The 22,056-nt window shown below is 64.0% G+C and carries 24 protein-coding genes; 10 read left to right on the forward strand and 14 right to left on the reverse strand.

Annotated features, from left to right (window positions below):
* Positions 1-14: 14 nt before the first annotated feature.
* The 3 genes from ACE3P9_RS03570 (at position 15) to ACE3P9_RS03580 (ending at position 3,023) form a co-directional block, all read left to right on the forward strand.
* Complete coding sequence (locus tag ACE3P9_RS03570) at positions 15-644, forward strand: alpha-ketoglutarate-dependent dioxygenase AlkB (RefSeq protein ID WP_374491874.1); 630 nt, start codon at positions 15-17, stop codon at positions 642-644.
* Between the two features lie 312 nt (positions 645-956).
* Entirely contained in the window at positions 957-1,943 is a 987-nt protein-coding gene (corA, locus tag ACE3P9_RS03575) for a magnesium/cobalt transporter CorA (RefSeq protein WP_374491876.1), read from the forward strand.
* 312 nt (positions 1,944-2,255) lie between these two features.
* Entirely contained in the window at positions 2,256-3,023 is a 768-nt protein-coding gene (locus ACE3P9_RS03580; protein WP_374491878.1) for a MerR family transcriptional regulator, read from the forward strand.
* A 65-nt stretch (positions 3,024-3,088) separates the two neighbouring features.
* Here ACE3P9_RS03580 and ACE3P9_RS03585 read toward each other — a convergent pair whose 3' ends face one another.
* From ACE3P9_RS03585 to ACE3P9_RS03630, 10 genes are all read right to left on the reverse strand, one after another.
* A complete protein-coding gene (locus ACE3P9_RS03585) occupies positions 3,089-3,835 on the reverse strand; it encodes a TerC family protein (protein WP_374491879.1) in 747 nt (248 codons plus the stop codon).
* A 366-nt stretch (positions 3,836-4,201) separates the two neighbouring features.
* Positions 4,202-4,618: a F0F1 ATP synthase subunit epsilon gene (locus tag ACE3P9_RS03590; RefSeq protein ID WP_374491880.1), complete on the reverse strand. Its 417-nt coding sequence runs from the start codon at positions 4,616-4,618 to the stop codon at positions 4,202-4,204.
* A gap of 14 nt (positions 4,619-4,632) precedes the next feature.
* The gene (gene atpD / locus ACE3P9_RS03595; protein WP_374491881.1) at positions 4,633-6,048 is read right to left on the reverse strand and encodes a F0F1 ATP synthase subunit beta; all 1,416 of its coding nucleotides are present in this window, start codon (positions 6,046-6,048) and stop codon (positions 4,633-4,635) included.
* Positions 6,049-6,072: 24 nt separating this feature from the next.
* The gene (gene atpG, locus ACE3P9_RS03600; protein ID WP_374491882.1) at positions 6,073-6,954 is read right to left on the reverse strand and encodes a F0F1 ATP synthase subunit gamma; all 882 of its coding nucleotides are present in this window, start codon (positions 6,952-6,954) and stop codon (positions 6,073-6,075) included.
* A 15-nt stretch (positions 6,955-6,969) separates the two neighbouring features.
* A complete protein-coding gene (atpA, locus tag ACE3P9_RS03605) occupies positions 6,970-8,529 on the reverse strand; it encodes a F0F1 ATP synthase subunit alpha (protein WP_374491883.1) in 1,560 nt (519 codons plus the stop codon).
* Between the two features lie 41 nt (positions 8,530-8,570).
* Positions 8,571-9,101, reverse strand: a complete 531-nt coding sequence (locus ACE3P9_RS03610; protein ID WP_374491884.1) for a F0F1 ATP synthase subunit delta — start codon at positions 9,099-9,101, stop codon at positions 8,571-8,573.
* Positions 9,102-9,113: 12 nt separating this feature from the next.
* On the reverse strand, positions 9,114-9,584 hold the full coding sequence (locus ACE3P9_RS03615; RefSeq protein ID WP_374491885.1) for a F0F1 ATP synthase subunit B: 471 nt from the start codon (positions 9,582-9,584) through the stop codon (positions 9,114-9,116).
* Positions 9,585-9,618: 34 nt separating this feature from the next.
* Positions 9,619-9,867, reverse strand: a complete 249-nt coding sequence (gene atpE, locus ACE3P9_RS03620; protein ID WP_042429601.1) for a F0F1 ATP synthase subunit C — start codon at positions 9,865-9,867, stop codon at positions 9,619-9,621.
* 49 nt (positions 9,868-9,916) lie between these two features.
* The gene (gene atpB / locus ACE3P9_RS03625; protein WP_374491886.1) at positions 9,917-10,810 is read right to left on the reverse strand and encodes a F0F1 ATP synthase subunit A; all 894 of its coding nucleotides are present in this window, start codon (positions 10,808-10,810) and stop codon (positions 9,917-9,919) included.
* Between the two features lie 24 nt (positions 10,811-10,834).
* Positions 10,835-11,356 (reverse strand): ATP synthase subunit I, encoded by a 522-nt coding sequence (locus ACE3P9_RS03630; RefSeq protein WP_374491887.1) that lies wholly within the window; start codon positions 11,354-11,356, stop codon positions 10,835-10,837.
* A gap of 283 nt (positions 11,357-11,639) precedes the next feature.
* Between ACE3P9_RS03630 and ACE3P9_RS03635 the strand changes: the two genes are divergently transcribed.
* The 3 genes from ACE3P9_RS03635 (at position 11,640) to lipA (ending at position 13,789) form a co-directional block, all read left to right on the forward strand.
* Positions 11,640-11,948, forward strand: a complete 309-nt coding sequence (locus ACE3P9_RS03635) for a YbeD family protein (RefSeq protein WP_374491888.1) — start codon at positions 11,640-11,642, stop codon at positions 11,946-11,948.
* Positions 11,948-12,622 carry a lipoyl(octanoyl) transferase LipB gene (lipB, locus tag ACE3P9_RS03640; RefSeq protein ID WP_374491889.1) on the forward strand — a complete coding sequence of 225 codons (675 nt, stop codon included), beginning with the start codon at positions 11,948-11,950 and terminating at the stop codon, positions 12,620-12,622. Before ACE3P9_RS03635 ends, lipB begins: the two co-directional genes overlap by 1 nt.
* Positions 12,623-12,784: 162 nt before the next feature.
* Positions 12,785-13,789 carry a lipoyl synthase gene (gene lipA, locus ACE3P9_RS03645; protein ID WP_374491890.1) on the forward strand — a complete coding sequence of 335 codons (1,005 nt, stop codon included), beginning with the start codon at positions 12,785-12,787 and terminating at the stop codon, positions 13,787-13,789.
* Between the two features lie 9 nt (positions 13,790-13,798).
* Here lipA and ACE3P9_RS03650 read toward each other — a convergent pair whose 3' ends face one another.
* A complete protein-coding gene (locus ACE3P9_RS03650; protein WP_374491891.1) occupies positions 13,799-14,815 on the reverse strand; it encodes a YeiH family protein in 1,017 nt (338 codons plus the stop codon).
* A 219-nt stretch (positions 14,816-15,034) separates the two neighbouring features.
* On the opposite strand from ACE3P9_RS03650, the gene ACE3P9_RS03655 reads away from it, so the two are divergent.
* Positions 15,035-16,012 carry a LysR family transcriptional regulator gene (locus ACE3P9_RS03655; protein ID WP_374491892.1) on the forward strand — a complete coding sequence of 326 codons (978 nt, stop codon included), beginning with the start codon at positions 15,035-15,037 and terminating at the stop codon, positions 16,010-16,012.
* Here the strand turns inward: ACE3P9_RS03655 and ptsP are convergent.
* The 3 genes from ptsP to ACE3P9_RS03670 all read right to left on the reverse strand — a co-directional run bounded on the left by ptsP (position 15,984) and on the right by ACE3P9_RS03670 (position 18,769).
* Positions 15,984-17,858, reverse strand: coding sequence for a phosphoenolpyruvate--protein phosphotransferase (ptsP, locus tag ACE3P9_RS03660; protein ID WP_374491893.1), 1,875 nt, complete (start codon positions 17,856-17,858; stop codon positions 15,984-15,986). The genes ACE3P9_RS03655 and ptsP overlap by 29 nt on opposite strands.
* A gap of 208 nt (positions 17,859-18,066) precedes the next feature.
* Positions 18,067-18,336, reverse strand: a complete 270-nt coding sequence (locus ACE3P9_RS03665) for an HPr family phosphocarrier protein (protein ID WP_374491894.1) — start codon at positions 18,334-18,336, stop codon at positions 18,067-18,069.
* Positions 18,305-18,769 carry a PTS sugar transporter subunit IIA gene (locus ACE3P9_RS03670; RefSeq protein ID WP_374491895.1) on the reverse strand — a complete coding sequence of 155 codons (465 nt, stop codon included), beginning with the start codon at positions 18,767-18,769 and terminating at the stop codon, positions 18,305-18,307. The genes ACE3P9_RS03665 and ACE3P9_RS03670 overlap by 32 nt, the downstream gene beginning before the upstream one ends.
* Before the next feature lie 335 nt (positions 18,770-19,104).
* On the opposite strand from ACE3P9_RS03670, the gene ACE3P9_RS03675 reads away from it, so the two are divergent.
* The 3 genes from ACE3P9_RS03675 to feoB all read left to right on the forward strand — a co-directional run bounded on the left by ACE3P9_RS03675 (position 19,105) and on the right by feoB (position 22,049).
* Entirely contained in the window at positions 19,105-19,605 is a 501-nt protein-coding gene (locus ACE3P9_RS03675) for a TlpA disulfide reductase family protein (RefSeq protein ID WP_374491896.1), read from the forward strand.
* Positions 19,606-19,858: 253 nt separating this feature from the next.
* Positions 19,859-20,152, forward strand: coding sequence for a ferrous iron transport protein A (locus tag ACE3P9_RS03680; RefSeq protein ID WP_374491897.1), 294 nt, complete (start codon positions 19,859-19,861; stop codon positions 20,150-20,152).
* Positions 20,136-22,049, forward strand: coding sequence for a ferrous iron transport protein B (gene feoB / locus ACE3P9_RS03685; RefSeq protein ID WP_374491898.1), 1,914 nt, complete (start codon positions 20,136-20,138; stop codon positions 22,047-22,049). The genes ACE3P9_RS03680 and feoB overlap by 17 nt, the downstream gene beginning before the upstream one ends.
* Positions 22,050-22,056 lie beyond the last annotated feature (7 nt).

Below are 22,056 nucleotides of genomic sequence, written 5' to 3' on the forward strand. Positions count from 1 at the left end.
ATCTCCGGTCTGCCATGCCCGACGACCTGTTCTCCACTCCGGGCCTGCCCCCCATCAATCTGATCCCCCGGGATGGCGTGCTGCATGATCTGGGCACCATGCTCACGGCCCGCGAAGCCGACGCCGCCTTCCAGGCCCTGCAGGCTGAAGCAGCATGGGAGCATGACACCCTGCGCATGCATGGCCGCACCGTCGTCACCCGCCGCGAAATTGCCTGGCACGGCGATCCCGGCATGGTCTACCGCTATTCCGGACGCCCACACGCCGCAGCCCCCTGGACCCCGACGCTGCAGCATCTGCGGGACGAGGTGAGTCTTCTGACCGGCTCCACCTTCAACTCCTGCCTGCTCAACCTCTACCACGACGGCCGCGAAGGCATGGGCTGGCACAGCGACGATGAACCGGAACTCGGCCCCCTGCCCTGCATCGCCTCCCTGAGCCTCGGAGCCACCCGGCGATTCCGCTTCCGCCATCGCAGCATGCCGCACACATGCGAACTGCTGCTGCATCACGGACAGCTCATCGTCATGGCGGGTACCCTGCAGCGCCACTGGCAGCACGCCCTGCCTCCCATGACAGGCATCCGGGAGCCGCGCATCAACCTCACCTTCCGCACCATCACGCTGCCACGTTCTGCCCGCTGACCTCACTTCGGCCCCCTCAGTCGCCGCGTCGCAACAGGCAGAAGGCCCCATGCCCCATTCGACCACCCAGCAGGTTTCGCACCACCACTCCGCACTGCCATGGTGCATATTGCAGTGCGATAATTCCGTGCATTCCCTCAACGGCATTTGCCCTCCCCTCATGGAACCCAGCCCGAGTTGCTGGCTTCCGCGCGACTGACGACGGTCCTTCTCCCGGACTGGCCGCACGCGACGGAAGCCACCCCCGCCCCTCCGTGCCCTGCCAGTCGCGCCTTCCGAGGTGCGACTCCGAACCGTGGATGAAACGACCCCATGCTGAACATTTTCACGCTGGCCAACGGCCGCCTGTTCCAGGAAGAAATCGAGTCGCTCGAAGAGCTCACCCGCTTCAAGCCCATCTGGGTCGACCTCGAAGACCCGACCATGGAAGAAAAGCGCTGGATCAAGCAGCACTACGGCCTCTCCATCCCCGAAGATGCGATGGACGAGGACATCGAGGAATCCGCCCGCTTCTACGAGGAAGACAACGGCGAACTGCACATCCGCTCCGACTTCCTGGTGGCTGACTTCGACGACCCCAGCACCGAGCGCGTGGCCTTCATCCTCAATCAGAACAATCCCGAGCTGCGCAGCTTCAACATCCTGTTCTCCATCCACGACGACACGGTGCCTGCCTTCCGGCTGATCCGCATGCGGGCCCGCCGCATGCCCGGGCTCATCACCGATGCCAAGGAGCTGCTGCTCAAGCTCTTCGATGCCGATGTCGAATACAGCGCCGACACGCTCGAAGAAATCCACCTCGCGCTCGAAAAGGCCAGCGATCAGGTCCTCAAGGGCGACGTCACCGACGATGTCGCCGGCGAAGTGCTTGGCACCATCGCCCGCCAGGAAGACATGAACGGCCGCATCCGCCGCAACGCCACCGACACCCGCCGTGCCGTGAGCTTCATGATGCGCAGCCGCATGCTCACGGCCGAGCAGTTCGAGGAAGCCCGCCAGATCATGCGCGACATCGACTCGCTCGACAGCCACACCACGTTCCTGTTCGACAAGATCAACTTCCTCATGGACGCCACCGTCGGCTTCATCAACATCAACCAGAACAAGATCATCAAGCTGTTCTCGGTTGCGAGCGTGGCCCTGCTTCCTCCCACGCTGGTGGCCAGTCTCTACGGCATGAACTTCAAGTTCATGCCCGAGCTGGAATGGAAATTCGGCTATGCCTGGGCCATCGTCCTCATGATTGCCAGTGCGCTGCTGCCCATGTGGTACTTCCGGCGACGCGGGTGGCTCAAGTAAGCCGCCTGTCGGGTTCAAGGCGCATGCTCCGCCCACAGACACGCCGGCATACGCTCCCTTTTGAAGCATGTGCGCCTAATTGGAGCAATGCAGGGTTTCTCTGGAACACTCTTTCCGACAGCCGCGCGACATAATTGACGCACCAGATTCTCCGCTCTTCGCCGGATCATGCGCACACGAGACAGACACCCCCTCCCGCCCCGCAGGGATGCGCGCCAGGCTTCCTCGCCGGCACAGCCCCTGATCGCCCCGACACCGGACACGTCCAGCCACACCGCTTCCCGGACGCCTCTCCCGGAACAGGCCCACACCATGACCATCGAGGAGCTCGCCTCACAGGTCGGCATGACCGTGCGCAATGTCCGCGCCTACAACAGCGCGGGACTCCTGTCCCCGCCCACCCTCAAGGGACGCCTTGGTCTGTACGGTGACGAACATCTCATGCAGCTTCAGGTCATCCGCACCCTGCGGGGACAGGGCATCAGCCTGGAACGCATCAAGGCCGTCTTCACCGAATCCGGCGACCAGAGCGGTCTTACGCCCTGGCTGCGTCTCGGCAACCTCGCACGCACCCTCACGCGCCACCTGCCGCCCGACTCCGAACCACAGCGCATCTCGGTGGAAAGTTTCGAGGACAAATGGCAGGAAAACCTCACCCCTGCCATGATCGAGCTCATGCACAGGAGCGGCCTGCAGCGCATCCTTCCGGGCGGCACCATCGAACGCGACAATCCCGAGGTGGAGGCCGTGGCTGACCGCATGGTCGAGCTGGGCATCCACCTGGAGCAGGCACTCGAGATTCAGGCCACCATCAGCCGCGAACTCCGGCTGGTGGTTCGCAGCTATCTCCGTCTGCTGCTGTCGGCCCTTTCTGCCCAGCAGACCGGACACAGCCCCGGCCATGCCTCTGCAGAAGCCATGATCACAGAAGGTCCCCAGCTGCTCATGCAGGCCATCAAGGGCATGCTGCCTGTCCTGCTGAGTCAGGAAACACAGCGCATGGCCGAACTCGAACAATCCATCGTGCCCCCACCCCCCTTGGCACAGCAGGCTTCAGCACGCGCACAGAACGACCGCTGATCTGCATCTGCCGCAGGGCCTTGGTGCGGTGCCTGTCTGCAGCAGCAGGCTCTGGCCGAGAAGACTCAGTGCTCCGAAGGTTCCGAGACCGCCGGTGCTTCCGCTTCTCCCAGGCGGGCATTGAGCTCCTCGATGGCTGCCCGACGATTGCGCCGATGCGCCAGGTGCCCCGCCACCAGAATCAGCAGCGTCACAGCGACTACCACGCCCCAGTACGCCACGGGACGCTGCGCAAAGAAGGCTTTCAGCCCCCACGGCTCGCTCACGATCATCTTGCCGGCTGTCACGCCCAGCACCCCTGCACCCAGATAGGTGATGATGGGGAACCGGTCCACCACCTTCAGCACCAGGCTGCTGCCGAACACCATGATGGGCACGCTGATGAGCAGCCCCGCCACCACCAGATCCACGCGCCCATGCGCTGCGCCTGCCACCCCCAGCACATTGTCGATCCCCATCAGGGCATCGGCCACGATGATGGTCCGCAGCGCCCCCCAGAACGTAGTGGCCGAAGGTCCGGCCTCCTCGCCGTGCCCCACATCCGCCAGCAGCCGATAGGCGATCACGACCAGACCCAGTCCGCCGATCAGCATCAGCCCCGGAATGCGCAAAAGCCAAACCACCCCGATGGTCATCAGCGTGCGCACCACTACAGCACCGACAGTCCCCCACACAATGGCCTTGCCCTGCAGGTGGCGCGGCAGGGAACGCGCAGCCAGCGCCACCATGATGGCGTTGTCCCCCGCCAGCAGCAGATCGATCAGCACAATGGCCATCAGCGACGACCACCAGGCCGCAGTCAGCAATTCCATGATTCTCCTTTGTGATCGGAAAAGGAGGCTCCGCATCCATCTCCGACTTCCTCGCCCGGAGCACACAGACGCTTGCCTCATACAGAGGATGCCCACAACGGGCATGACCTTTTTCTGGTTCTAGTGTAGCGAGCCCACTCCCTTGACCACAGAGAAACGGAACACGCACCTCCTGATGCATCCTGCAGCATAAGCACAACCAGGAGGCCATCGCCCTCCCGAAGTACATCGCCATGCGCAGCCCTGGAGGCAGCGGGTTGATACCGATGCCTCAAAAAAAAGTCCACACGTCCCGAAGGAGGTGTGGACCTGGGAGCCTCTGGCTCCCCCGGCATCCTGCCCAAAGGCAGGGACGCGAGGAGGTGCTCAGTGCTTCTGGCGGAAGCGGCGCAGCGCAGCGAGCTGTGCTGCCATGACAGCCAGTTCAGCCTGTGCAGTCGCCACATCGAAGTCGGTCTTGGCGTTCTTGAGGGCTTCCTCGGCCGCCTGACGCGCCCGATTGGCCTTCTCCTCGTCCAGATCCTTGCCACGGATGGCCGTGTCGGACAGAACCGTCACGCCGTTGGGCTGCACTTCCAGAATGCCACCGGCCACGAAGACGAATTCCTCGTTGCCATCTTCCTTCTGGATGCGAACCGACCCCGGCTTGATGCGCGTGATCAGCGGCGTGTGGCCGGGCAGAATGCCCAGCTCGCCGCTCTCGCCGGGGAGTGCCACAAAGCGTGCCCGACCCGAGAAGATCGACTCCTCCGCGCTGACGACATTGACGTGCAGGGTATTCATTCAGCGTCCCCTTTTCAGCCCAGCTTCTTGGCTTTTTCGATGGCTTCGTCGATGGTACCGACCATGTAGAAGGCCTGTTCGGGCAGATGGTCGCACTCGCCGCTGACGATCATCTTGAAGCCGCGGATCGTTTCGGACAGGGGCACATACTTGCCCGGAGAGCCCGTGAACACTTCGGCCACATGGAACGGCTGCGACAGGAAACGCTGCATCTTCCGTGCACGTGCCACGGTGAGCTTGTCTTCAGGAGCCAGTTCGTCCATGCCCAGAATCGCGATGATGTCACGCAGTTCCTTGTAGCGCTGCAGCGTTCCCTGCACCGCACGGGCCACGCCATAGTGCTCTTCACCCACCACCTGCGGATCGAGCTGGCGGCTGGTGGAATCGAGCGGATCGACGGCCGGATAGATACCCAGAGCCGCGATGTCGCGGCTCAGCACCACGGTGGAGTCCAAGTGGGCGAAGGTCGTGGCAGGAGACGGGTCGGTCAAGTCATCCGCAGGCACGTAGACGGCCTGGATGGACGTGATGGAACCGACCTTGGTCGACGTGATCCGCTCTTGCAGACGGCCCATTTCCTCGGCCAGCGTCGGCTGGTAGCCCACGGCGGAAGGCATGCGGCCCAGCAGAGCGGACACTTCGGTACCGGCCAGCGTGTAGCGGTAGATGTTGTCCACGAAGAACAGCACATCCTTGCCTTCGTCACGGAAGGACTCGGCCATGGTCAGACCGGTCAGGGCGACGCGCAGACGGTTGCCCGGAGGCTCGTTCATCTGGCCATACACCATGGCCACCTTGGATTCGGACAGGTTGTCCTGCTTGACCACGCCGGCGTCCGACATTTCGTGATAGAAGTCGTTGCCTTCGCGGGTACGCTCGCCCACACCAGCGAACACCGACAGGCCCCCGTGGCCCTTGGCGATGTTGTTGATGAGTTCCATCATGTTCACGGTCTTGCCCACGCCAGCACCACCGAACAGACCCACCTTGCCGCCCTTGGCGAACGGGCAGACCAGGTCGATCACCTTGATGCCGGTTTCGAGCAGTTCGCGCGAGGGGCTCAGTTCGTCGTAGGCCGGAGCCTTGCGGTGGATCGAGGCCATCTGCGCCTGATCCACGGGACCGCGCTCGTCGATCGGATTGCCCAGCACGTCCATGATGCGGCCGAGGGTCGCAGGACCCACCGGCACGGTGATGGGAGCCTGCGTGTCATACACCGTCATGCCGCGACGCAGACCATCGGAAGAACCGAGGGCAATGGTACGCACCACGCCGTCACCCAGCTGCTGCTGGACTTCCAGCGTCAGCGGAGAACCCTCCATCTTGAGGGCATCAAAAATTTTCGGCAGGTGACCGCGCGAGAATTCGACGTCCACCACGGCGCCGATACACTGCACGATCTTGCCTTCTACCAGGTTTTCCTGAGCCATTTTTTGCTCCAATGATTTGAATATTTACACTGCGGCGGCGCCGGCCACGATTTCCGAGAGCTCCGTCGTGATGGCAGCCTGGCGGGTCTTGTTGTAGACCAGCTTGAGCTCGTTGATCACGTTGCCGGCATTGTCGGAAGCGGCCTTCATGGCCACCATGCGCGCAGACTGCTCGGACGCCATGTTCTCAGCCACGGCCTGGTAGACGAGGGCTTCCACATAGCGCACCAGCAGGTCATCGATTACCGACTGGGCATCGGGTTCATAGATGTAGTCCCAGGAATGGGCCTTGCCGCTGGCGATGGATTCTTCCTCCATCTTGGCCTTGGACAGGGGCAACAGTGCCTCCACCACAGCTTCCTGCTTCATGGTGTTGTGGAACTGGGTGTAGCTGATGTACACCCCGCTCAGCTCACCCTTGGCGTAGGCATCGAGAAGCACCTTCACGGGGCCGATGATCTTCTCGAGGTGGGGGGTGTCCCCCAGCTGGATGCTGTTGGCCACCACCGTCGCTCCGGCCCGGTTCAGAAAACCGAGACCCTTGTTGCCGATGGCGACCGCGCGCACATGCTTGCCCTTGGTCTGGAGCTCCTGGATCTTGTGGGTGACCCAACGCAGCACGTTGGTGTTCATGCCACCGCACAGGCCCTTGTCCGTGGTCACCACGATCAGGCCCACATCCTTCGCATCCTCATGTTCCTTCATGAAGGGATGAACATACTCGGGATTGGCCCTGCCAAGGTTGGCAGCAATATCGCGGACCTTCTCGCTGTAGGGCCGAGCCGCGAACATGCGATCCTGTGCCTTGCGCATCTTGGAGGCGGCGACCATTTCCATGGCTTTGGTGATCTTCTTGGTGTTTTCCACCGATTTGATCTTGCCGCGAATTTCCTTACCTGCTGCCACGTTGCTCTCCCGTGATCAAGCGAAGGACTTCTTGAAGGCAGCGATGGCGTCAGCCAGCTCCTTCTCGGCCTTGCCTTCCTTGTCGAATGCCTTGCTGGTTTCGAGCTGTCCGAGCAGTGCGGCGTGCTTGTCCTTCAGATAGGCATGCAGGCCGGATTCGAAATCAAGCACGCGCTTGACTTCGATGTCGTCCAGGAAGCCCTTGTTCACAGCAAACAAGGTGGCAGCCATCAGGCTGATGGACAGCGGGCTGTACTGGGCCTGCTTGAGCAGTTCGGTCACGCGGGCACCGCGGTCGAGCTGCTTGCGCGTGGCTTCGTCCAGATCGGAAGCGAACTGTGCAAAGGCTGCCAGCTCACGGTACTGAGCCAGATCGGTACGGATACCGCCGGACAGGCCCTTGATGAGCTTGGTCTGGGCTGCACCACCGACGCGGGACACGGAGATACCGGCATTGATGGCAGGACGGATACCGGCGTTGAACAGGCTGGTTTCCAGGAAGATCTGGCCATCGGTGATGGAAATCACGTTGGTCGGCACGAAGGCGGACACGTCACCTGCCTGCGTTTCGATGATGGGCAGTGCGGTCAGGGAACCAGTCTGGCCCTTGACTTCACCCTTGGTGAATTCCTCGACGTAGTGGGCATTCACGCGGGCAGCACGCTCCAGCAGACGGCTGTGCAGATAGAACACGTCGCCAGGGTAGGCTTCACGTCCCGGCGGACGACGCAGCAGCAGGGAAACCTGGCGGTAGGCCACGGCCTGCTTGGACAGATCGTCATAGACGATCAGGGCGTCCTGGCCACGGTCGCGGAAGTATTCGCCCATGGTGCAGCCTGCATAGGCAGACACGTACTGCATGGCGGCCGACTCGGACGCGGTGGCAGCCACGACGATGGTGTAGTCCATGGCGCCTGCGGCTTCGAGAGCACGCACGATGTTCTTGATCGACGATGCCTTCTGACCGATGGCAACGTAGATACAGGTCATGTTCTGACCCTTCTGGTTGATGATCGCGTCGATGGCCACGGCGGTCTTGCCGGTCTGACGGTCACCAATGATCAGCTCGCGCTGACCGCGGCCGATCGGCACCATGGAGTCGATGGACTTCAGGCCGGTCTGCACCGGCTGATCCACGGACTGACGTGCGATCACGCCCGGAGCAACCTTCTCGATCACATCGGTCATCTTGGCGTTGATGGGGCCCTTGCCGTCGATCGGCTGACCCAGCGCATCCACCACGCGCCCGATCAGTTCGGGGCCGACCGGCACTTCCAGAATGCGTCCGGTGCACTTGACCGTATCGCCTTCGGAAATGTGTTCGTACTCGCCCAGCACCACGGCACCGACGGAGTCGCGCTCCAGGTTCAGCGCCAGACCGAAGGTAGGAGTACCGTCGGCGGTTGCGGGGAATTCCAGCATTTCGCCCTGCATCACATCGGACAGACCGTAGATGCGGCAGATGCCGTCGGCCACCGAGATCACGGTGCCTTCATTGCGCACATCGGCCTTGCCTACGAGGCCTTCGATGCGGCTCTTGATGTTCTCAGAAATCTCTGCGGGATTGAGCTGCATGACTCTTTCCTTCTTTCCTATATAGACTCAGACCCTGCTGCTCACGCAGTCAGCGCCTGTTTCATTTGTTCGATACGAGCCTTGACGGAGGTGTCGAGCACCTCGTCGCCCACCACCACGCGCACGCCGCCGATGAGGCTGCTGTCGAGGACCACTTTCACCTGCAGACGCGTGTGGAAGTGTTTCTCGAGTCGCGCCTGCAGATCGGCCAGATCGGCGCCTTCGAGCGGGAAGGCGCTGTAGATCACGGCATCGGCAGCACCATCAGCCGAGTTCTTGAGGGACTCGAACTGGAGTGCCATCTCGGGCAGCGCCTGAAGGCGGCCGTTTTGCAGCACGGTACGCAGAAAATTGACACCCGCCTGGGGCAGGGGAGCCGGCAGCAGACCTGCAATCAGATCAAACAGCTGGCTGTCGTCAATCTTGGGATTGCCCACCAGCTGTTCGAGTTCGGCATTGCCGGCCACGGCGGCAAGCTGCCGGAGCCATTGGGACGTGCCCGCCAGGTTGCCTTGGCTGGCTTCGTACAGCGCCTGTGCATAGGGACGGGCAATGGTTGCAAGTTCTGCCATGGTCGTCCCTTATTACAGCTCTGCCTTGAGGCGGTTGAGCAGCTCGGCATGTGCGCTGGCATCGATCTCGCGACGGAGAATCTGCTCGGCGCCCTTCATGGCAAGCGTGGCGACCTCATCGCGCAGGGCATCACGTGCCTTGATCACCTGCTGCTGGGCCTCGGCCTGTGCAGCGGCGATGATGCGGTTGCCTTCCTCGTTGGCCTTGGCCTTGGCTTCCTCGATGATGCCCTGTGCACGGCGCTCGGCGTCAGCCATGCGCGTGGCAGCATCATTGCGGGAGCTGGCGAGCTCCTGCTCCACCTTCTTGTTCATGGCCGAGAGCTCGGACCGGGCCTTGTCGGCCGCTGCCAGCCCTTCGGCTACTTTCTGGGCCCGCTCGTCCAGAGCCTTTGCGATCGGAGGCCACACATAGGTCATGGTGAACCACACAAGAATCGCGAAGACCAGGCCTTGCAGGATCAAGGTTGCATTGATATTCATGTCATCCCCTTTCGGTCATGAAAGGTGAACAGAATTACTTCAGCACGAAGGGGTTGGCGAAGGCGAACAGCAGGGCGATGGCAACACCGATCAGGAAGGCCGCGTCGATCAGACCGGCCAGAATGAACATCTTGGTCTGCAGTTCGTTGATCAGCTCAGGCTGACGTGCAGAGGACTCCAGGAACTTGCCGCCCATGAGTGCAATACCGATCGATGCGCCGATAGCGCCCAGACCGACGATCAGACCACAAGCCAGTGCGACGAGGCCGAGAATGTTTTCCATGAAATGCTCCTAAAGGTTGGTGGAAAAGTGAAAAGGTTGAAAAGGAAAATCAGTGTGCGTCGTGTGCCTGACCGGTGTAGATCAGCGTCAGCATCATGAAGATGAATGCCTGCAGCGTGATCACCAGGATGTGGAACAACGTCCAGACGGTGCCTGCGATCAGATGGCCAATGGCCAGACCGATCCCGGTTCCCGTCACGGCCCAGGCGCCGCCCATGAGGGCGATCAGCATGAACACGAGTTCACCGGCAAACATGTTGCCGAAGAGTCGCATGCCGTGGGACACGGTCTTGGCGACATATTCGATGACCTGCATCAGGAAGTTCACGGGGTACAGCGCCCAGTGGTCTCCGAAGGGAGCAGCGATGAGCTCATGGGCCCAGCCACCGAGTCCCTTGATCTTGATGTTGTAGAAGAGGCAGACCAGCAGCACGCTCGTGGACAGTCCCAGCGTGGTGGACAGATCGGCAGTCGGCACGACGCGCATGTAGGCATGGTGCGCCTCGCCACCTGCGGAGGCATAGATGCCGGTCCAGATGCGCGGCAGCAGATCCACGGGCAGCATGTCCATGGCGTTCATGAAGAAGATCCACACGAACACGATCAGGGCCAGGGGAGAGATGACCTTGCGGCTCTGGGGATTGTGGATCACGCTCTTGGCCTGGTTATCGACCATTTCAGCGAGGATTTCGACGGCAGCCTGGAAGCGCCCCGGCACACCGGAAGTGGCCTTGCGCGCACCGCGCCACAGCATGAAGCAGGCCAGCGCCCCGAGCAGGACTCCCCAGAAGATGGAATCCGCATTGAACAGGCTGAAGTCGACCAACTTGGCCTGCTTGACCGGCTCGAGATGGAAATTCAGCTGCAGATGCTGCAGGTGATGGGTGATGTACTCACCCGCGGTCGGCCCCTGGGTGGCCGCGTGCTCAACGTTTCCAGACATGTTGCTCCATCCGTCAAATACAAATCAGCGCTGGTGGCGCCTCGCCTGGCTGCGCATCCATGCCCACCAGTACGTCTTGAGCGTCACCACGAAGCCAGCCACCAGGGCCAGCCAGTTTATCCATCCGTGCAGCACCCTGGGCGCCATGACCAGCATGGCGATGGTGAGCAGCACCTTGAAGCCCTCCCACAGCAGGATGACCGCGAAGCCGAATCCTGCACCTGCAACCTTGCTCACCCCTTGCATGCGCTGCGAGGCACGCCACATTCCTGCAGTGGCCAGCCCCCCAGGCACCAGCACAGCCAGCACTCCGTAAGCGACAGACACGGGCACAGCCCACGGCCACGAGAGCGCCTGCCGCAGCAACAAGGCCAGCACACACGCACAGATACCCATCGCGACCTGGCTGCGCCAGATGCGCCACAGAGAAGGCTGGGGATGTGCGGCACGCCACGCCTGCGCCTCTTCGGCGGACAGGGGGACGAAGGTTTCCTGAGAGGGTTCGTCATCGACGAGGGCCGTGGACTTGTGCTCGGGACCAGACATTTTACAAATCGCCACTCCTGGGTACAAATGGGCACGGGCCTTCGTGCGGCGAATTATACATAGGCAAGCTTTATTTGCGTGCGCAAATCGTTGTATTGCCTCTGGATTTGGTGCGGAACGCCCCAGGTTGGGGCATGGACACAGTTGAATCCCCTCTGCCTACCCCCATGTCGAGGGTTTGTGCTTCAATTCCACTGACAACGGGATGCTTGGCGTGGCGTGGCAGAGACACTCTCCGGCCCAGTCGCTCCCCTTCCCCGCCTTTTCCACCAGGATGCCCTTCATGACGCTCCCCTCCTCCTCTCCGCTGAGCGATGCCGATCTGGCCGACGACCGCAAATCGCTCATTGAATATCCCAGCGCATTTCCGATCAAGGTGATGGGGCTGTGTGCCGATGGCTTCGTGCATGCCATGACGGAGGTGGCCGAACGCTTCGATCCCAGCTTCGACGCCTCCACCATCGAGCTCCGCGAGAGCAAGGGTGGGAAATATCTGGGGGTCACCCTGACGGTGACGGCCACGAGCCGCGAACAGCTCGACGATCTGTACCGCGCACTGACCGGACACCCCATGGTGAAGGTGGTGCTCTGATGACCATCACCGTGGTGCCGCGCGGCAGGATGGACTATGCCGCGGCCTTCGAGGAAATGCGGGCCTACACCGCCACCCGGACGCCCGAGTCCCCGGATCAGATCTGGCTGTGCGAGCACCCTGCGGTGTTCACGCAGGGGTTGGCTGGCAAGCCGGAGCATGTGCTGCATGCCGGGGCAATTCCGGTGGTTCAGAGCAACCGGGGCGGACAGGTGACGTATCACGGGCCGGGGCAGGTGGTGGCCTACCCGCTGATCGACCTGCAGCGTGCTGGATATTTCGTGAAGGAGCTGGTGTTCCGGATCGAGGAGGCGGTGCTGCGCACGCTGGCAGGCTACGGCGTCACCGGCCACCGCGTGCCGGGGGCTCCGGGCATCTATGTGCGGCTGGCCGATCCCTTCGATCACAGTGCGCTGACATGGCCCCGTCCGCCGGAGCAGGAATTCGACGGTCTGGGCAAGATCTCGGCCCTGGGCATCAAGGTGAGTCGGCATTGCAGCTATCACGGCGTGGCCCTGAACGTGGACATGGATCTGGAGCCCTTTCACCGCATCAACCCATGCGGCTATGTGGGCCTGCAGACGGTAGATCTGGCCTTCTGCGGCGTCCACACGTCCTGGGAGGAAACGGCGTCCCGCCTGGGCGGGGCGCTGGCGGCCCGGCTGTCGCCCTGACGGGACACACGCGAGACAGGGACAGGGCCTGTCGATTACACTGCGGCGAGTTTCCCTTCCGTCTTTCTGTCCCCGGCGTGTCGCCCGCTCCCTGTGACGGGCCATGCCCCGGGCGTGTGCGTCTCTTTTCTGCCTGCGTGCTGCAGGCGTTTTCTCTGCATCATGAGCACCGATCACTCCTCCGTTTCCGGCAGCCATCCCGTCGTGCGCGAAGCGCAAAGCGTGGAGGATTACAACCCTCTGGCCAAACAGAAGGCGGCAGCCAAGCTCAGCCGCATCCCGGTCAAGATCGAGCAGCACGAGATTCTGCGCAAGCCCGAATGGATCCGCGTGAAGGCGGGCAGCCCGAGCACGCGCTTCTATGAAATCAAGGACATTCTGCGGCGCAACAAGCTCGTGACGGTCTGCGAGGAAGCATCGTGCCCCAATATCGGGGAGTGCTTCGGGCATGGCACGGCCACCTTCATGATCATGGGAGACAAGTGCACGCGACGCTGCCCGTTCTGTGACGTGGGCCATGGCCGCCCCGATCCGCTCGATGCGGACGAGCCACTGAACCTGGCGCGCACGATTGCGGCCCTCAAGCTGCGCTATGTGGTCATCACCAGCGTGGACCGTGACGATCTGCGCGACGGAGGGGCTCAGCATTATGTGGACTGCATCCAGCGCACGCGCGAGCTGTCCCCCGACACACAGATCGAGGTGCTGGTGCCGGATTTCCGGGGGCGTGACGACAAGGCGCTGGAGATTCTGAAGGCGGCTCCGCCCGATGTGATGAACCACAACCTCGAAACGGTGCCGCGCCTGTACCGGCAGGCCCGACCGGGCGCCGACTACCAGTTCAGCCTGAGCCTGCTGAAGAAATTCAAGGCTATGTTCCCCGATGTGCCGACCAAAAGCGGACTGATGGTGGGACTGGGCGAGACGGATGAAGAGATCCTTGAGGTCATGCGCGACATGCGTGCCCACGGCATCGACATGTTGACGATCGGCCAGTATCTGGCACCGAGCAACAGCCATCTGCCCGTGCGCCGCTACGTGCATCCGGACACGTTCCGGATGTTCGAAGAGAAGGCACGCGAAATGGGCTTCAGCCATGCGGCCGTGGGCGCCCTGGTGCGCAGCAGCTACCACGCCGACCAGCAGGCGCACGCCGCTGGCGTCTGAGCGCGTTCCTCAGGCGCCCAGCGCCAGCAGCAGGCGGTTCCAGCCATAGCCGCCTGCCATGAGGTAGATCCACAGGGAGGCTGCCAGCAGGAGTGGGCGCACGCCAGCCTGCCGCACGGCCGACACATGGGTGCGCAAACCCAGCGCGGCCATGGCCATGGCAAGCACGAAGGTATCGAGCCCGTCCAGCAGTGCCACTTCCCGTGCGGACAGCCAGTTCAGGGTGTGCAACCCGGCCACGCCCATGAAGGCCAGCACAAACCAGGGCACGGTCACGCGCCGGGAGGCAGGTTCTGCAGCGCCCTCTCCGGCTTCCTGCCTGCGCAGCCCAGCGAGCCAGGCCCCCATGACGAGCAGCACGGGTGCGAGCAGCATGACGCGCAGCATCTTCTCGATCACGGCCGTGGCGGCGGCCTGTTCTCCGACGGCATGACCGGCCACCACCACCTGGGCCACCTCGTGGATGCTGGAGCCGACATAGAGTCCGTAGGCGTGGGCATCGAGCCCCGGCAGGTGCGACAGCAGGGGATAGACGAACATGGACAGGGTGCCAAACACCACCACCGTGGCCACGGCAATGGAGACCTTGTGTGCCGGTGCACGCACCACCGGCTCCGCCCCCATGACGGCTGCTGCACCGCAGATGGCCGAGCCCGTGCCCACGAGCAGCGTGGTTTCGCGATCCAGATGGAACACATGGCGCCCGAGCACCCAGGCCAGTCCGAGCGTGCTGGCGACCATGACCATGTCCAGCAGCAGCCCCACCCACCCCACGGCCAGGATCTGGCCAAAGGTGATTCGGAACCCGTAGAGAACGATGCCGGCGCGCAGCAGGCTGGAACGGGCAAAGTCGACGCCCGGGGCCACATGGGGGAGCCAGCGCGGGCCGGCGAGATTGCCGACGACCATGCCGATCACGATGGCGAGTGTGAGGGCCCCCAGGCCGCTGTCGCGCAATGCGGGCAGATCGGCCGCCCCCATGCCCGCAGCGGCCACCAGTGCTGACAGAAGGAGGCCCAGAGCCATGGGAGTGCGGATGCGAAACAGCCGGGAGCGTGACGGGAAAAGGGAAACGTGCGACATGGAAAAGGAGCGAAACGGAAGGCCGTCCGCCGCAGAGAGCATGGAAGATGGGTGCACTGTAGGGCGTGTGCACCCATCAGTGAAATAGAATGTTTTTCTGTTTTCATCCACTTTCTTGATGGAATACCGCCATCGAGTCCTCACGGGGAAGGAGCTGCCGACATGGACACACGCATGGCGTCGAGCCTCAATCTGCATCTGCTGCGCATGTTCGAGGCCGTGGCACGGCTGGGCAGTTTCTCGGAGGCGGCCACAGCCCTGCATGTGAGCCAGCCAGCCGTCTCCCGCGCAGTGCGGGAGCTGGAGGAGCAGGTGGGACTGCCGCTGATCGAGCGCGGCAGCGATCTGCACCGCAGCGCCATCCGGGGTGTGCGCCTTACCCCGGACGGTCAGGCGCTGCAGGCCCATGCGCAGGGCATCTTTGCGCTGGAGCATGCCGCCGTGCAGGATTTGCGGCAGCGGGTGGGACTGCAGTCGGGCACCCTGGTGGTGGCCGCCAGCACGACGGTGGCCGGATACTGGCTGCCGGGCTATCTGGCCCTGTGGCGCCAGCACTATCCGAGGCTGCACTGTGCCCTGCGGGTGGGCAACACCGAGGAAGTGGCAGGCTGGGTGGCGCGCTGCGAGGCGGATGTGGGGCTGGTGGAAGGCGAAGTGACGGGCCCCACTCTGGAAGTGGCCGACTGGCACGAGGATGCGATGGCGCTGGTGGCCGCCCCCGATCACCCTCTGGCGCGGGCCGGAACCGTCACGCCACGGCAGCTGCAGTCATGCCGGTGGCTCGCTCGTGAGGCCGGATCGGGCACGCGCACGGAGATGGAGGCCTTCTGGGCTGTCATGGGCATTGCCCCCACCGCCTGCGACGAACTGGGCAGCAACGAGGCCATTGCCCGTGTGGCGGCGGCAGGAGATGGTGTGGCGCTGCTGCCTCAGGTGCTGGTGGCGGATCTGCTGCAGCTGCAGGCCCTGCAGGTGCTGGCCCCTTCCGCAGCCATGCTCCGCAGAGCCCCGACCGTGCAGCGGCAGCCGCGACCGGCCGGAACCTGCTGGGTGCGCGCACTGCATGTGCTGACCTTGCGGGGACGCCCCCGGGGGCCAGCAGTGTCCATGTTCATGACCCTGTTGCGCCCGCCAGGTTGAGGGAGGAGGCGGCAGGCAGCGGAGCCGGTCCGGCCACGGGAGAAGCCGAGGCCGCCGCAGAGCCTGTGGGCAGGGCTTCTGGCGGCAGCTGCAGCATGACGGCAGGGTCATCGCTGTGGATGACGGACTGTGCCCAGGATTCGAGCTTGGCCGCATGGGCGCGCACGATTTCCTGCTTGACGGCAAGAATCTGCGCGGGATGCATGGAGAAGCTGCGCAGCCCCAGCCCCAGCAGCAGCCGGGTATAGGTGGTGTCGCCGGCCATTTCGCCGCAGACGCTCACGGGCTTGCCGGCGGCACGGGCGGCCGCAATGGTGCCTGCGATGAGCTGCAGCACGGCCGGATGGAGCGGATCGTACAGATAGGCGACCGACTCGTCGGCACGATCGATGGCCAGGGTGTACTGGATCAGGTCGTTGGTGCCGATGGAGAGGAAGTCGAAGTACTTGAGGAACTCGCGCGCGGTGAGTGCCGCCGCAGGCACCTCGATCATGGCGCCGAGCTTCACCTCGCCATAGGCCACGCCCTTGGCGTCCAGCTGCTCACGGGCCATGGCGATCATCGCAATGGTCTGCCGAATCTCGGTGACATGTCCCAGCATGGGAATGAGCAGATGCACCGGCCCCAGAGCCGCCGTGCGCAGAATGGCGCGCAGCTGGGTCAGGAACATGCTGGGCTCGGCCAGACTCCAGCGGATGGCGCGCAGCCCCAGCGCGGGGTTGAGGTGGGCATTGTCGGGCACGGCATCGTTGAGGGGCTTGTCGGCCCCGACGTCGATGGTGCGGATGGTCAGGGGCAGGCCCTTCATGCCTTCGAGGGCACGGCAGTAGGCCTGGTACTGTTCCTCTTCGTCGGGCAGGTTGCCCTTGCGTCCCATGAACAGGAACTCGCTGCGGAACAGCCCCACGCCCACGGCCCCGGCCGCCAGGGCGGCTGCGGTGTCCTCGGGCAGTTCGATATTGGCGAGCAGCTCGACCTTCTGTCCGTCGAGCGTGACGCAGGGAGTGTTGAGCAGGCGACGCAGGCGGGTGCGGTCCAGCTCTTCCTGCCGGCGCCGGAAGCTGTATTCATCGAGCGTGATGGGGGGCGGGTTGATGAGCAGCACCCCGGCATCGCCGTCGATGATGACCCAGTCGTCCTGCTGGACGAGCTGGCTGGCACTGCGCGCCCCCACCACGGCGGGAATGCCCATGCTGCGTGCGACGATGGCCGTGTGGCTGGTCTTGCCGCCGACGTCGGTCACAAAGCCCTTGAAGATGCTCTGCCGGAACTGGAGCATGTCTGCCGGAGACAGATCGTGTGCGACGAGCACAAGGGGCACGTCCTGGGCGTTGATGTCCAGGAAGCTGGCCTCGGCCTCCCGGGCCTGCCGCCGGGCCTGCTGCTGGGCTGCGAGCAGCGACTGCTCGCCCTGCATGCGCTTGATGATGCGCTCGATGACCTGTTCGAGGTCGGCCTTGCGCTCGCGCAGATAGGGGTCGTCCATCTCGTCGAACTGGCGTGCGAGCTTCTCGAACTGGGTGGACAGCGCCCAGCCTGCGTTGTAGAGGCGGTCGGCGATCCAGTAGCGCACGCCACTGAAGATCTCGTCGTCCTGCAGCAGAAGCATGTGCACTTCGAGCAGGGAATACAGCTCGCTGGGCACGTCCTTGGGCATGGTGGCCAGCAGGAGCTGGATTTCCTGGACGGCCGAGGCGCGGGCATCGCGCACACGGTTCATTTCGGCCTCGACCTGGTCGGGCTCGATGAAATAGTGGCCTACGTCTGCGCGGCTCGAACCGATGACCACGGCGCGCCCGATGGCCACGCCGCGCCCAACGCCGATGCCATGGATGGAAATGGTCATGGGTGTGTCTCCGTGGATGCCCCGCTCGCCTCCTGCCGGCTCCGGTCAGGCGGGGCTGCGCACAGGAAGGGCGAAGTCTTTTGCCAGAGCCTCCGCAGGCACAGGCCGCCGGAGGATCTGGCAAAGGACGCCCTCCCCCGGCCGCATCGGCCATCGGGGGAGCACTGCCCGATCATACCCACAGATGTGCACAGGCCCTGCCGGAAAATCACTCCCCTTCGCCGAACTTGTCCTCGAACAGGGCCACCAGGGCCTGCATGGCCTCGGCCTCGCGCTCTCCGTCGGTTTCCAGCGTGACCTCGGTGCCGATGCCGGCAGCCAGCATCATCACGCCCATGATGCTCTTGGCGTTGACGCGGCGGCTGCCCCGGCTGATCCAGACCTCGCAGGGGAACGATCCGGCGAGCTTGGTGAGTTTGGCCGAAGCCCGCGCATGCAGGCCCAGCTTATTGCTGATGGTGATGGATTGCTGAATCATCGGGAGGCTCTCGTTTCTGGTCCTGCCGCGGTACGCGGCCTACGGTCATGATGCCCTGGCTGCCGCCGGACATGGCGCGTTCGAGCATGTCGGGCAGCGGCAGTGCGGCATAGGTCACGGCGCGCAGCAGCATGGGCAGGTTCACCCCGGCAAGTGCACGCAGCTCCAGCCCATCCTCTCCCGGCTCCTGCACCAGGGTCTGCACCACGTTGCTCGGCGTGGCGCCGAACACATCGGTGAGCACCAGTACCCCCCGGCTGCCGTGCACGTGCTCAAGCAGGATGCGCGCCGATTCCAGAGTCACTTCGGGAGATTCATTGGGCTGCACGTCGAGTGCCAGCACGCGCTCGCCACTGTCCGGGAAGACGTGCAGGGCACACTGGCGCAGTGCATGGGCCAGCGGGGCGTGGGCAATGAGGAAGATATGGTTCATGGAAAAGAGGATGGTCGGACACACTGCACCCGCCTGTTCGCAGGCAGGGTGCGGTGCACCTATCCGTGCATGATACTTCGGCGCTCTCCCCCTCCCGCCCCCATGCCATGCTCCGTCGCCCTGCGCCGACACTCCATGCCATGCCAAGGGCATGGTCCGGCGGGGCGCTGTAGGTCCTTTTGCCACAGTGCATCGGCATGGAGCGGGAAACGGGGACTTGCCCCCGGTCCTGCACGCCCCGGGGAAAGCCACTACACTTTGCGCACCGATCTCCCCACGATGGAAACGACACGGAACGGGCTCGCCGCCCGCCGTCGCGCAAGGCATCTGTCATCATGAAACGCATCTTCTCCCTCATGGGCCTGCTGGCCGCCCTCGGCGTGGCAGCTGCCGCCTACTTCACCTTTGCCAGCCATGACCGTGCTCCGCAGAGCAGCTTCGTGATGCTCGACGGCAGCCAGCGCACCACCGACGACTGGAAGGGCAAGGTCACACTGGTGAACTTCTGGGCCACGAGCTGCACCACCTGCGTGGGCGAAATGCCGATGCTCAAGGCCACCCAGGAAAAATACGGCAGCCAGGGCTACCGCACGCTGGCCGTGGCCATGCAGTACGACCCCCCGGCCTACGTGGTGAACTTCGTCAAGACCCGCCAGCTCCCCTTCGATGTGGCCCTCGACAGCACCGGCAGCGCAGCCAGGAACTGGGGCAACATCTCCATCACGCCGACCTCGTTCCTGCTCAACAAGAAGGGCGAGATCGTCAAGCGCTACGTGGGCGAACCCAATCCCCAGGAGCTGCATGCCCTGATCGAGAAGCTGCTCCACGAGGCGTGATGCCTCTGCCAGACGCCCTGTCTGTCCAGCCCCTGCCCCGCAGGGGCTTTTTTGTGCAGCACGCCTGTCCGCCGCAGCAGGCGCTGCCCCCGGCCATCGGGCAGTCATGGCCTGGATATGAATGTCTGATCTGGATCATGGCGCAGACGGAACGCAACGCCAGTCAATGAAAACAATTCTCATTCATTAGGGTTTTGCGCTATGATGCCCGCATCATTCAGCCACTCGAATGGCCTCTGGCCATCTCCATGCCGTGAAAACCATCTCTCCCGATGCAGGCCCGATTGCCCTGCATGCCCTGCCGACCGGTCAGCAGGCCGTCGTCAGCCAGGTGTTGCCCGATGCAGACGGCAAGAACGACAACCTGACTCTGCGCCTCACCGAAATCGGCTTCGTGCCGGGTGAAAGCGTGCGCATCATGGCTCGCGGATTCGCTGGGCGCGATCCGCTGGCAGTGCGCATTGGCCACACCACCTTTGCCATGCGCCGGCACGAGGCCGCACGCATCCTGGTCCAGCCGGAGGAACGCCATGCGCAAGCCCACTGAACAGCCGGTGCAGATGCCCGCCTCCACCCAGCCGCGTCCGCCGCAGCGCATTGCCCTGCTGGGCAACCCGAACTGTGGCAAGACGGCCCTGTTCAACCTGCTCACGGGCAGCCGCCAGAAGGTGGCCAACTACGCCGGCGTGACGGTGGAGCGCAAGGAAGGCGTGGCCCGCACGCCTGCCGGGCGTGATGTGTTCGTGCTCGATCTTCCGGGCACCTACAGCCTGCATGCCGCCTCGGCCGACGAGGCCGTGACACGGGACGTCATCACCGGACATTCCCGCGAGGCGCTGCCCGATCTGGTGGTGAGCGTGGTGGATGCGACCAACCTGCGGCTCAACCTGCAGCTGGTGCTGGAAGCCCGTCAGCTCGGCCTGCCCATGCTGCTCGCGCTCAACATGAGCGACATGGCGCGCGACAACGGCATCGAGATCGATCTCGCCGCCCTGTCGCACGAACTGGGCATGCCCGTGGTCGAGACCGTGGGGGTCGAGGCCGACGGCGCCCGCGATCTGCTGGCCGCGCTCGACGAGCCCCTGCAGCCCCCGCACCTCATCAAGGCCGAGGCCCGTGAGTGGCGCAAGCCTTCGCTGGCCGACATCCTGGCCACTCAGGCGCAGGTGCGTCATATCGTGCACACTGCCGTGCACCAGACCACACGCAAGCTCGAAATCAGCGACCACATCGACCGCTGGGTGCTGCATCCGGTGTGGGGCCCCGCCATCCTGGCGGTGACTCTGTTCCTGATGTTCCAGGCGGTGTTCAGCTGGGCCTCCATCCCCATGGACGCCATCAAGGCCGGCACCGAAGCCGCTGGCCAGTGGGTGAGCCATGTCATGCCTCCGGGCGTGCTGCGCAGCCTGATCGTGGATGGTGCCATCGCCGGGGCCGGGGCAGTGCTGGTGTTCCTGCCGCAGATCCTGATCCTGTTCCTGTTCATCCTGGCGCTGGAGGATTCGGGCTACCTGCCGCGGGCCGCTTTCCTGCTGGATCGCATCATGGGCACCGTGGGGCTCTCCGGGCGGTCCTTCATCCCGCTGCTGTCGAGCTTTGCCTGTGCCGTGCCGGGCATCATGGCCACGCGCACCATCGGCAACTGGCGCGACCGGCTGCTCACGATCATGATCGCGCCGCTCATGACCTGCTCGGCCCGCCTGCCGGTGTATGCCCTGCTGATCGCGGCCTTCATCCCCTCGCGGCCCGTGCTGGGGCTGTTCAACCTGCAGGGGGTGGTGCTGTTCTCGCTCTACCTGTTCGGCATCGTCTCGGCCATGCTGGTGGCGTGGGTGATGAAGCACTGGCGCCGCCATGCCTCGTTCTCGCCGCTGCTCATGGAGCTGCCTTCCTACCGCTGGCCCAACCCGCGCAACCTGGCGCTGGGCCTGTATGAGCGCGGCTGGATCTTCGTGCGCCGCGTGGGCACCATCATCCTCGCGCTGACCGTCGTGCTGTGGTTCCTGAGCAGCTATCCGGCCCCGCCTGCGGGTGCCACGGGTGCCGCCATTCAGTACAGCTTTGCCGGCATGCTGGGGCGCCTGCTCGAACACATCTTTGCCCCCATCGGATTCAACTGGCAGATCGCCATTGCGCTCGTGCCCGGCATGGCCGCACGGGAAGTGGTGGTGGGCGCGCTGGGCACCGTGTATGCCCTGTCGAGCAGCGGGGACGGCGTGGCCGAACAGCTCGCTCCGCTCATCGCCCACCAGTGGTCACTGGCCACGGCCGTCTCGCTGCTCGTGTGGTTCGTGTTTGCGCCCCAGTGCGTCTCCACGCTGGCCACCGTGCGCCGAGAGACGCACAGCTGGCGCTACGTGTGGATCATGGCGGCCTACCTCTTCGGCATGGCCTACCTGGCCAGTTTCGTGGCCTATCGGATGACGCTGGCGCTCGCGGCCTGACCCGGCC

Origin of the sequence: Allobrachymonas sp. (genome assembly GCF_041912815.1) — a bacterium.
In the GTDB taxonomy this organism is placed as follows: Bacteria; Pseudomonadota; Gammaproteobacteria; order Burkholderiales; family Burkholderiaceae_C; genus Brachymonas.

Bases quoted from the DNA above. Each gene is read 5' to 3' on its own strand.
- corA (WP_374491876.1), top strand. From the start codon at position 957: ATGCTGAACATTTTCACGCTGGCCAACGGCCGCCTGTTCCAGGAAGAA.
- lipA (WP_374491890.1), top strand. From the start codon at position 12,785: ATGAGCACCGATCACTCCTCCGTTTCCGGCAGCCATCCCGTCGTGCGC.
- ACE3P9_RS03615 (WP_374491885.1), bottom strand. From the start codon at position 9,584: ATGAATATCAATGCAACCTTGATCCTGCAAGGCCTGGTCTTCGCGATT.
- feoB (WP_374491898.1), top strand. From the start codon at position 20,136: ATGCGCAAGCCCACTGAACAGCCGGTGCAGATGCCCGCCTCCACCCAG.
- ACE3P9_RS03570 (WP_374491874.1), top strand. From the start codon at position 15: ATGCCCGACGACCTGTTCTCCACTCCGGGCCTGCCCCCCATCAATCTG.
- atpB (WP_374491886.1), bottom strand. From the start codon at position 10,810: ATGTCTGGAAACGTTGAGCACGCGGCCACCCAGGGGCCGACCGCGGGT.
- ACE3P9_RS03585 (WP_374491879.1), bottom strand. From the start codon at position 3,835: ATGGAATTGCTGACTGCGGCCTGGTGGTCGTCGCTGATGGCCATTGTG.
- atpE (WP_042429601.1), bottom strand. From the start codon at position 9,867: ATGGAAAACATTCTCGGCCTCGTCGCACTGGCTTGTGGTCTGATCGTC.
- ACE3P9_RS03670 (WP_374491895.1), bottom strand. From the start codon at position 18,769: ATGAACCATATCTTCCTCATTGCCCACGCCCCGCTGGCCCATGCACTG.
- ACE3P9_RS03650 (WP_374491891.1), bottom strand. From the start codon at position 14,815: ATGGCTCTGGGCCTCCTTCTGTCAGCACTGGTGGCCGCTGCGGGCATG.
- ACE3P9_RS03590 (WP_374491880.1), bottom strand. From the start codon at position 4,618: ATGAATACCCTGCACGTCAATGTCGTCAGCGCGGAGGAGTCGATCTTC.
- ACE3P9_RS03665 (WP_374491894.1), bottom strand. From the start codon at position 18,336: ATGATTCAGCAATCCATCACCATCAGCAATAAGCTGGGCCTGCATGCG.
- ACE3P9_RS03610 (WP_374491884.1), bottom strand. From the start codon at position 9,101: ATGGCAGAACTTGCAACCATTGCCCGTCCCTATGCACAGGCGCTGTAC.
- ACE3P9_RS03630 (WP_374491887.1), bottom strand. From the start codon at position 11,356: ATGTCTGGTCCCGAGCACAAGTCCACGGCCCTCGTCGATGACGAACCC.
- ptsP (WP_374491893.1), bottom strand. From the start codon at position 17,858: ATGACCATTTCCATCCATGGCATCGGCGTTGGGCGCGGCGTGGCCATC.
- atpD (WP_374491881.1), bottom strand. From the start codon at position 6,048: ATGGCTCAGGAAAACCTGGTAGAAGGCAAGATCGTGCAGTGTATCGGC.
- ACE3P9_RS03655 (WP_374491892.1), top strand. From the start codon at position 15,035: ATGGACACACGCATGGCGTCGAGCCTCAATCTGCATCTGCTGCGCATG.
- ACE3P9_RS03635 (WP_374491888.1), top strand. From the start codon at position 11,640: ATGACGCTCCCCTCCTCCTCTCCGCTGAGCGATGCCGATCTGGCCGAC.
- atpA (WP_374491883.1), bottom strand. From the start codon at position 8,529: ATGCAGCTCAATCCCGCAGAGATTTCTGAGAACATCAAGAGCCGCATC.
- lipB (WP_374491889.1), top strand. From the start codon at position 11,948: ATGACCATCACCGTGGTGCCGCGCGGCAGGATGGACTATGCCGCGGCC.
- ACE3P9_RS03580 (WP_374491878.1), top strand. From the start codon at position 2,256: ATGACCATCGAGGAGCTCGCCTCACAGGTCGGCATGACCGTGCGCAAT.
- ACE3P9_RS03675 (WP_374491896.1), top strand. From the start codon at position 19,105: ATGAAACGCATCTTCTCCCTCATGGGCCTGCTGGCCGCCCTCGGCGTG.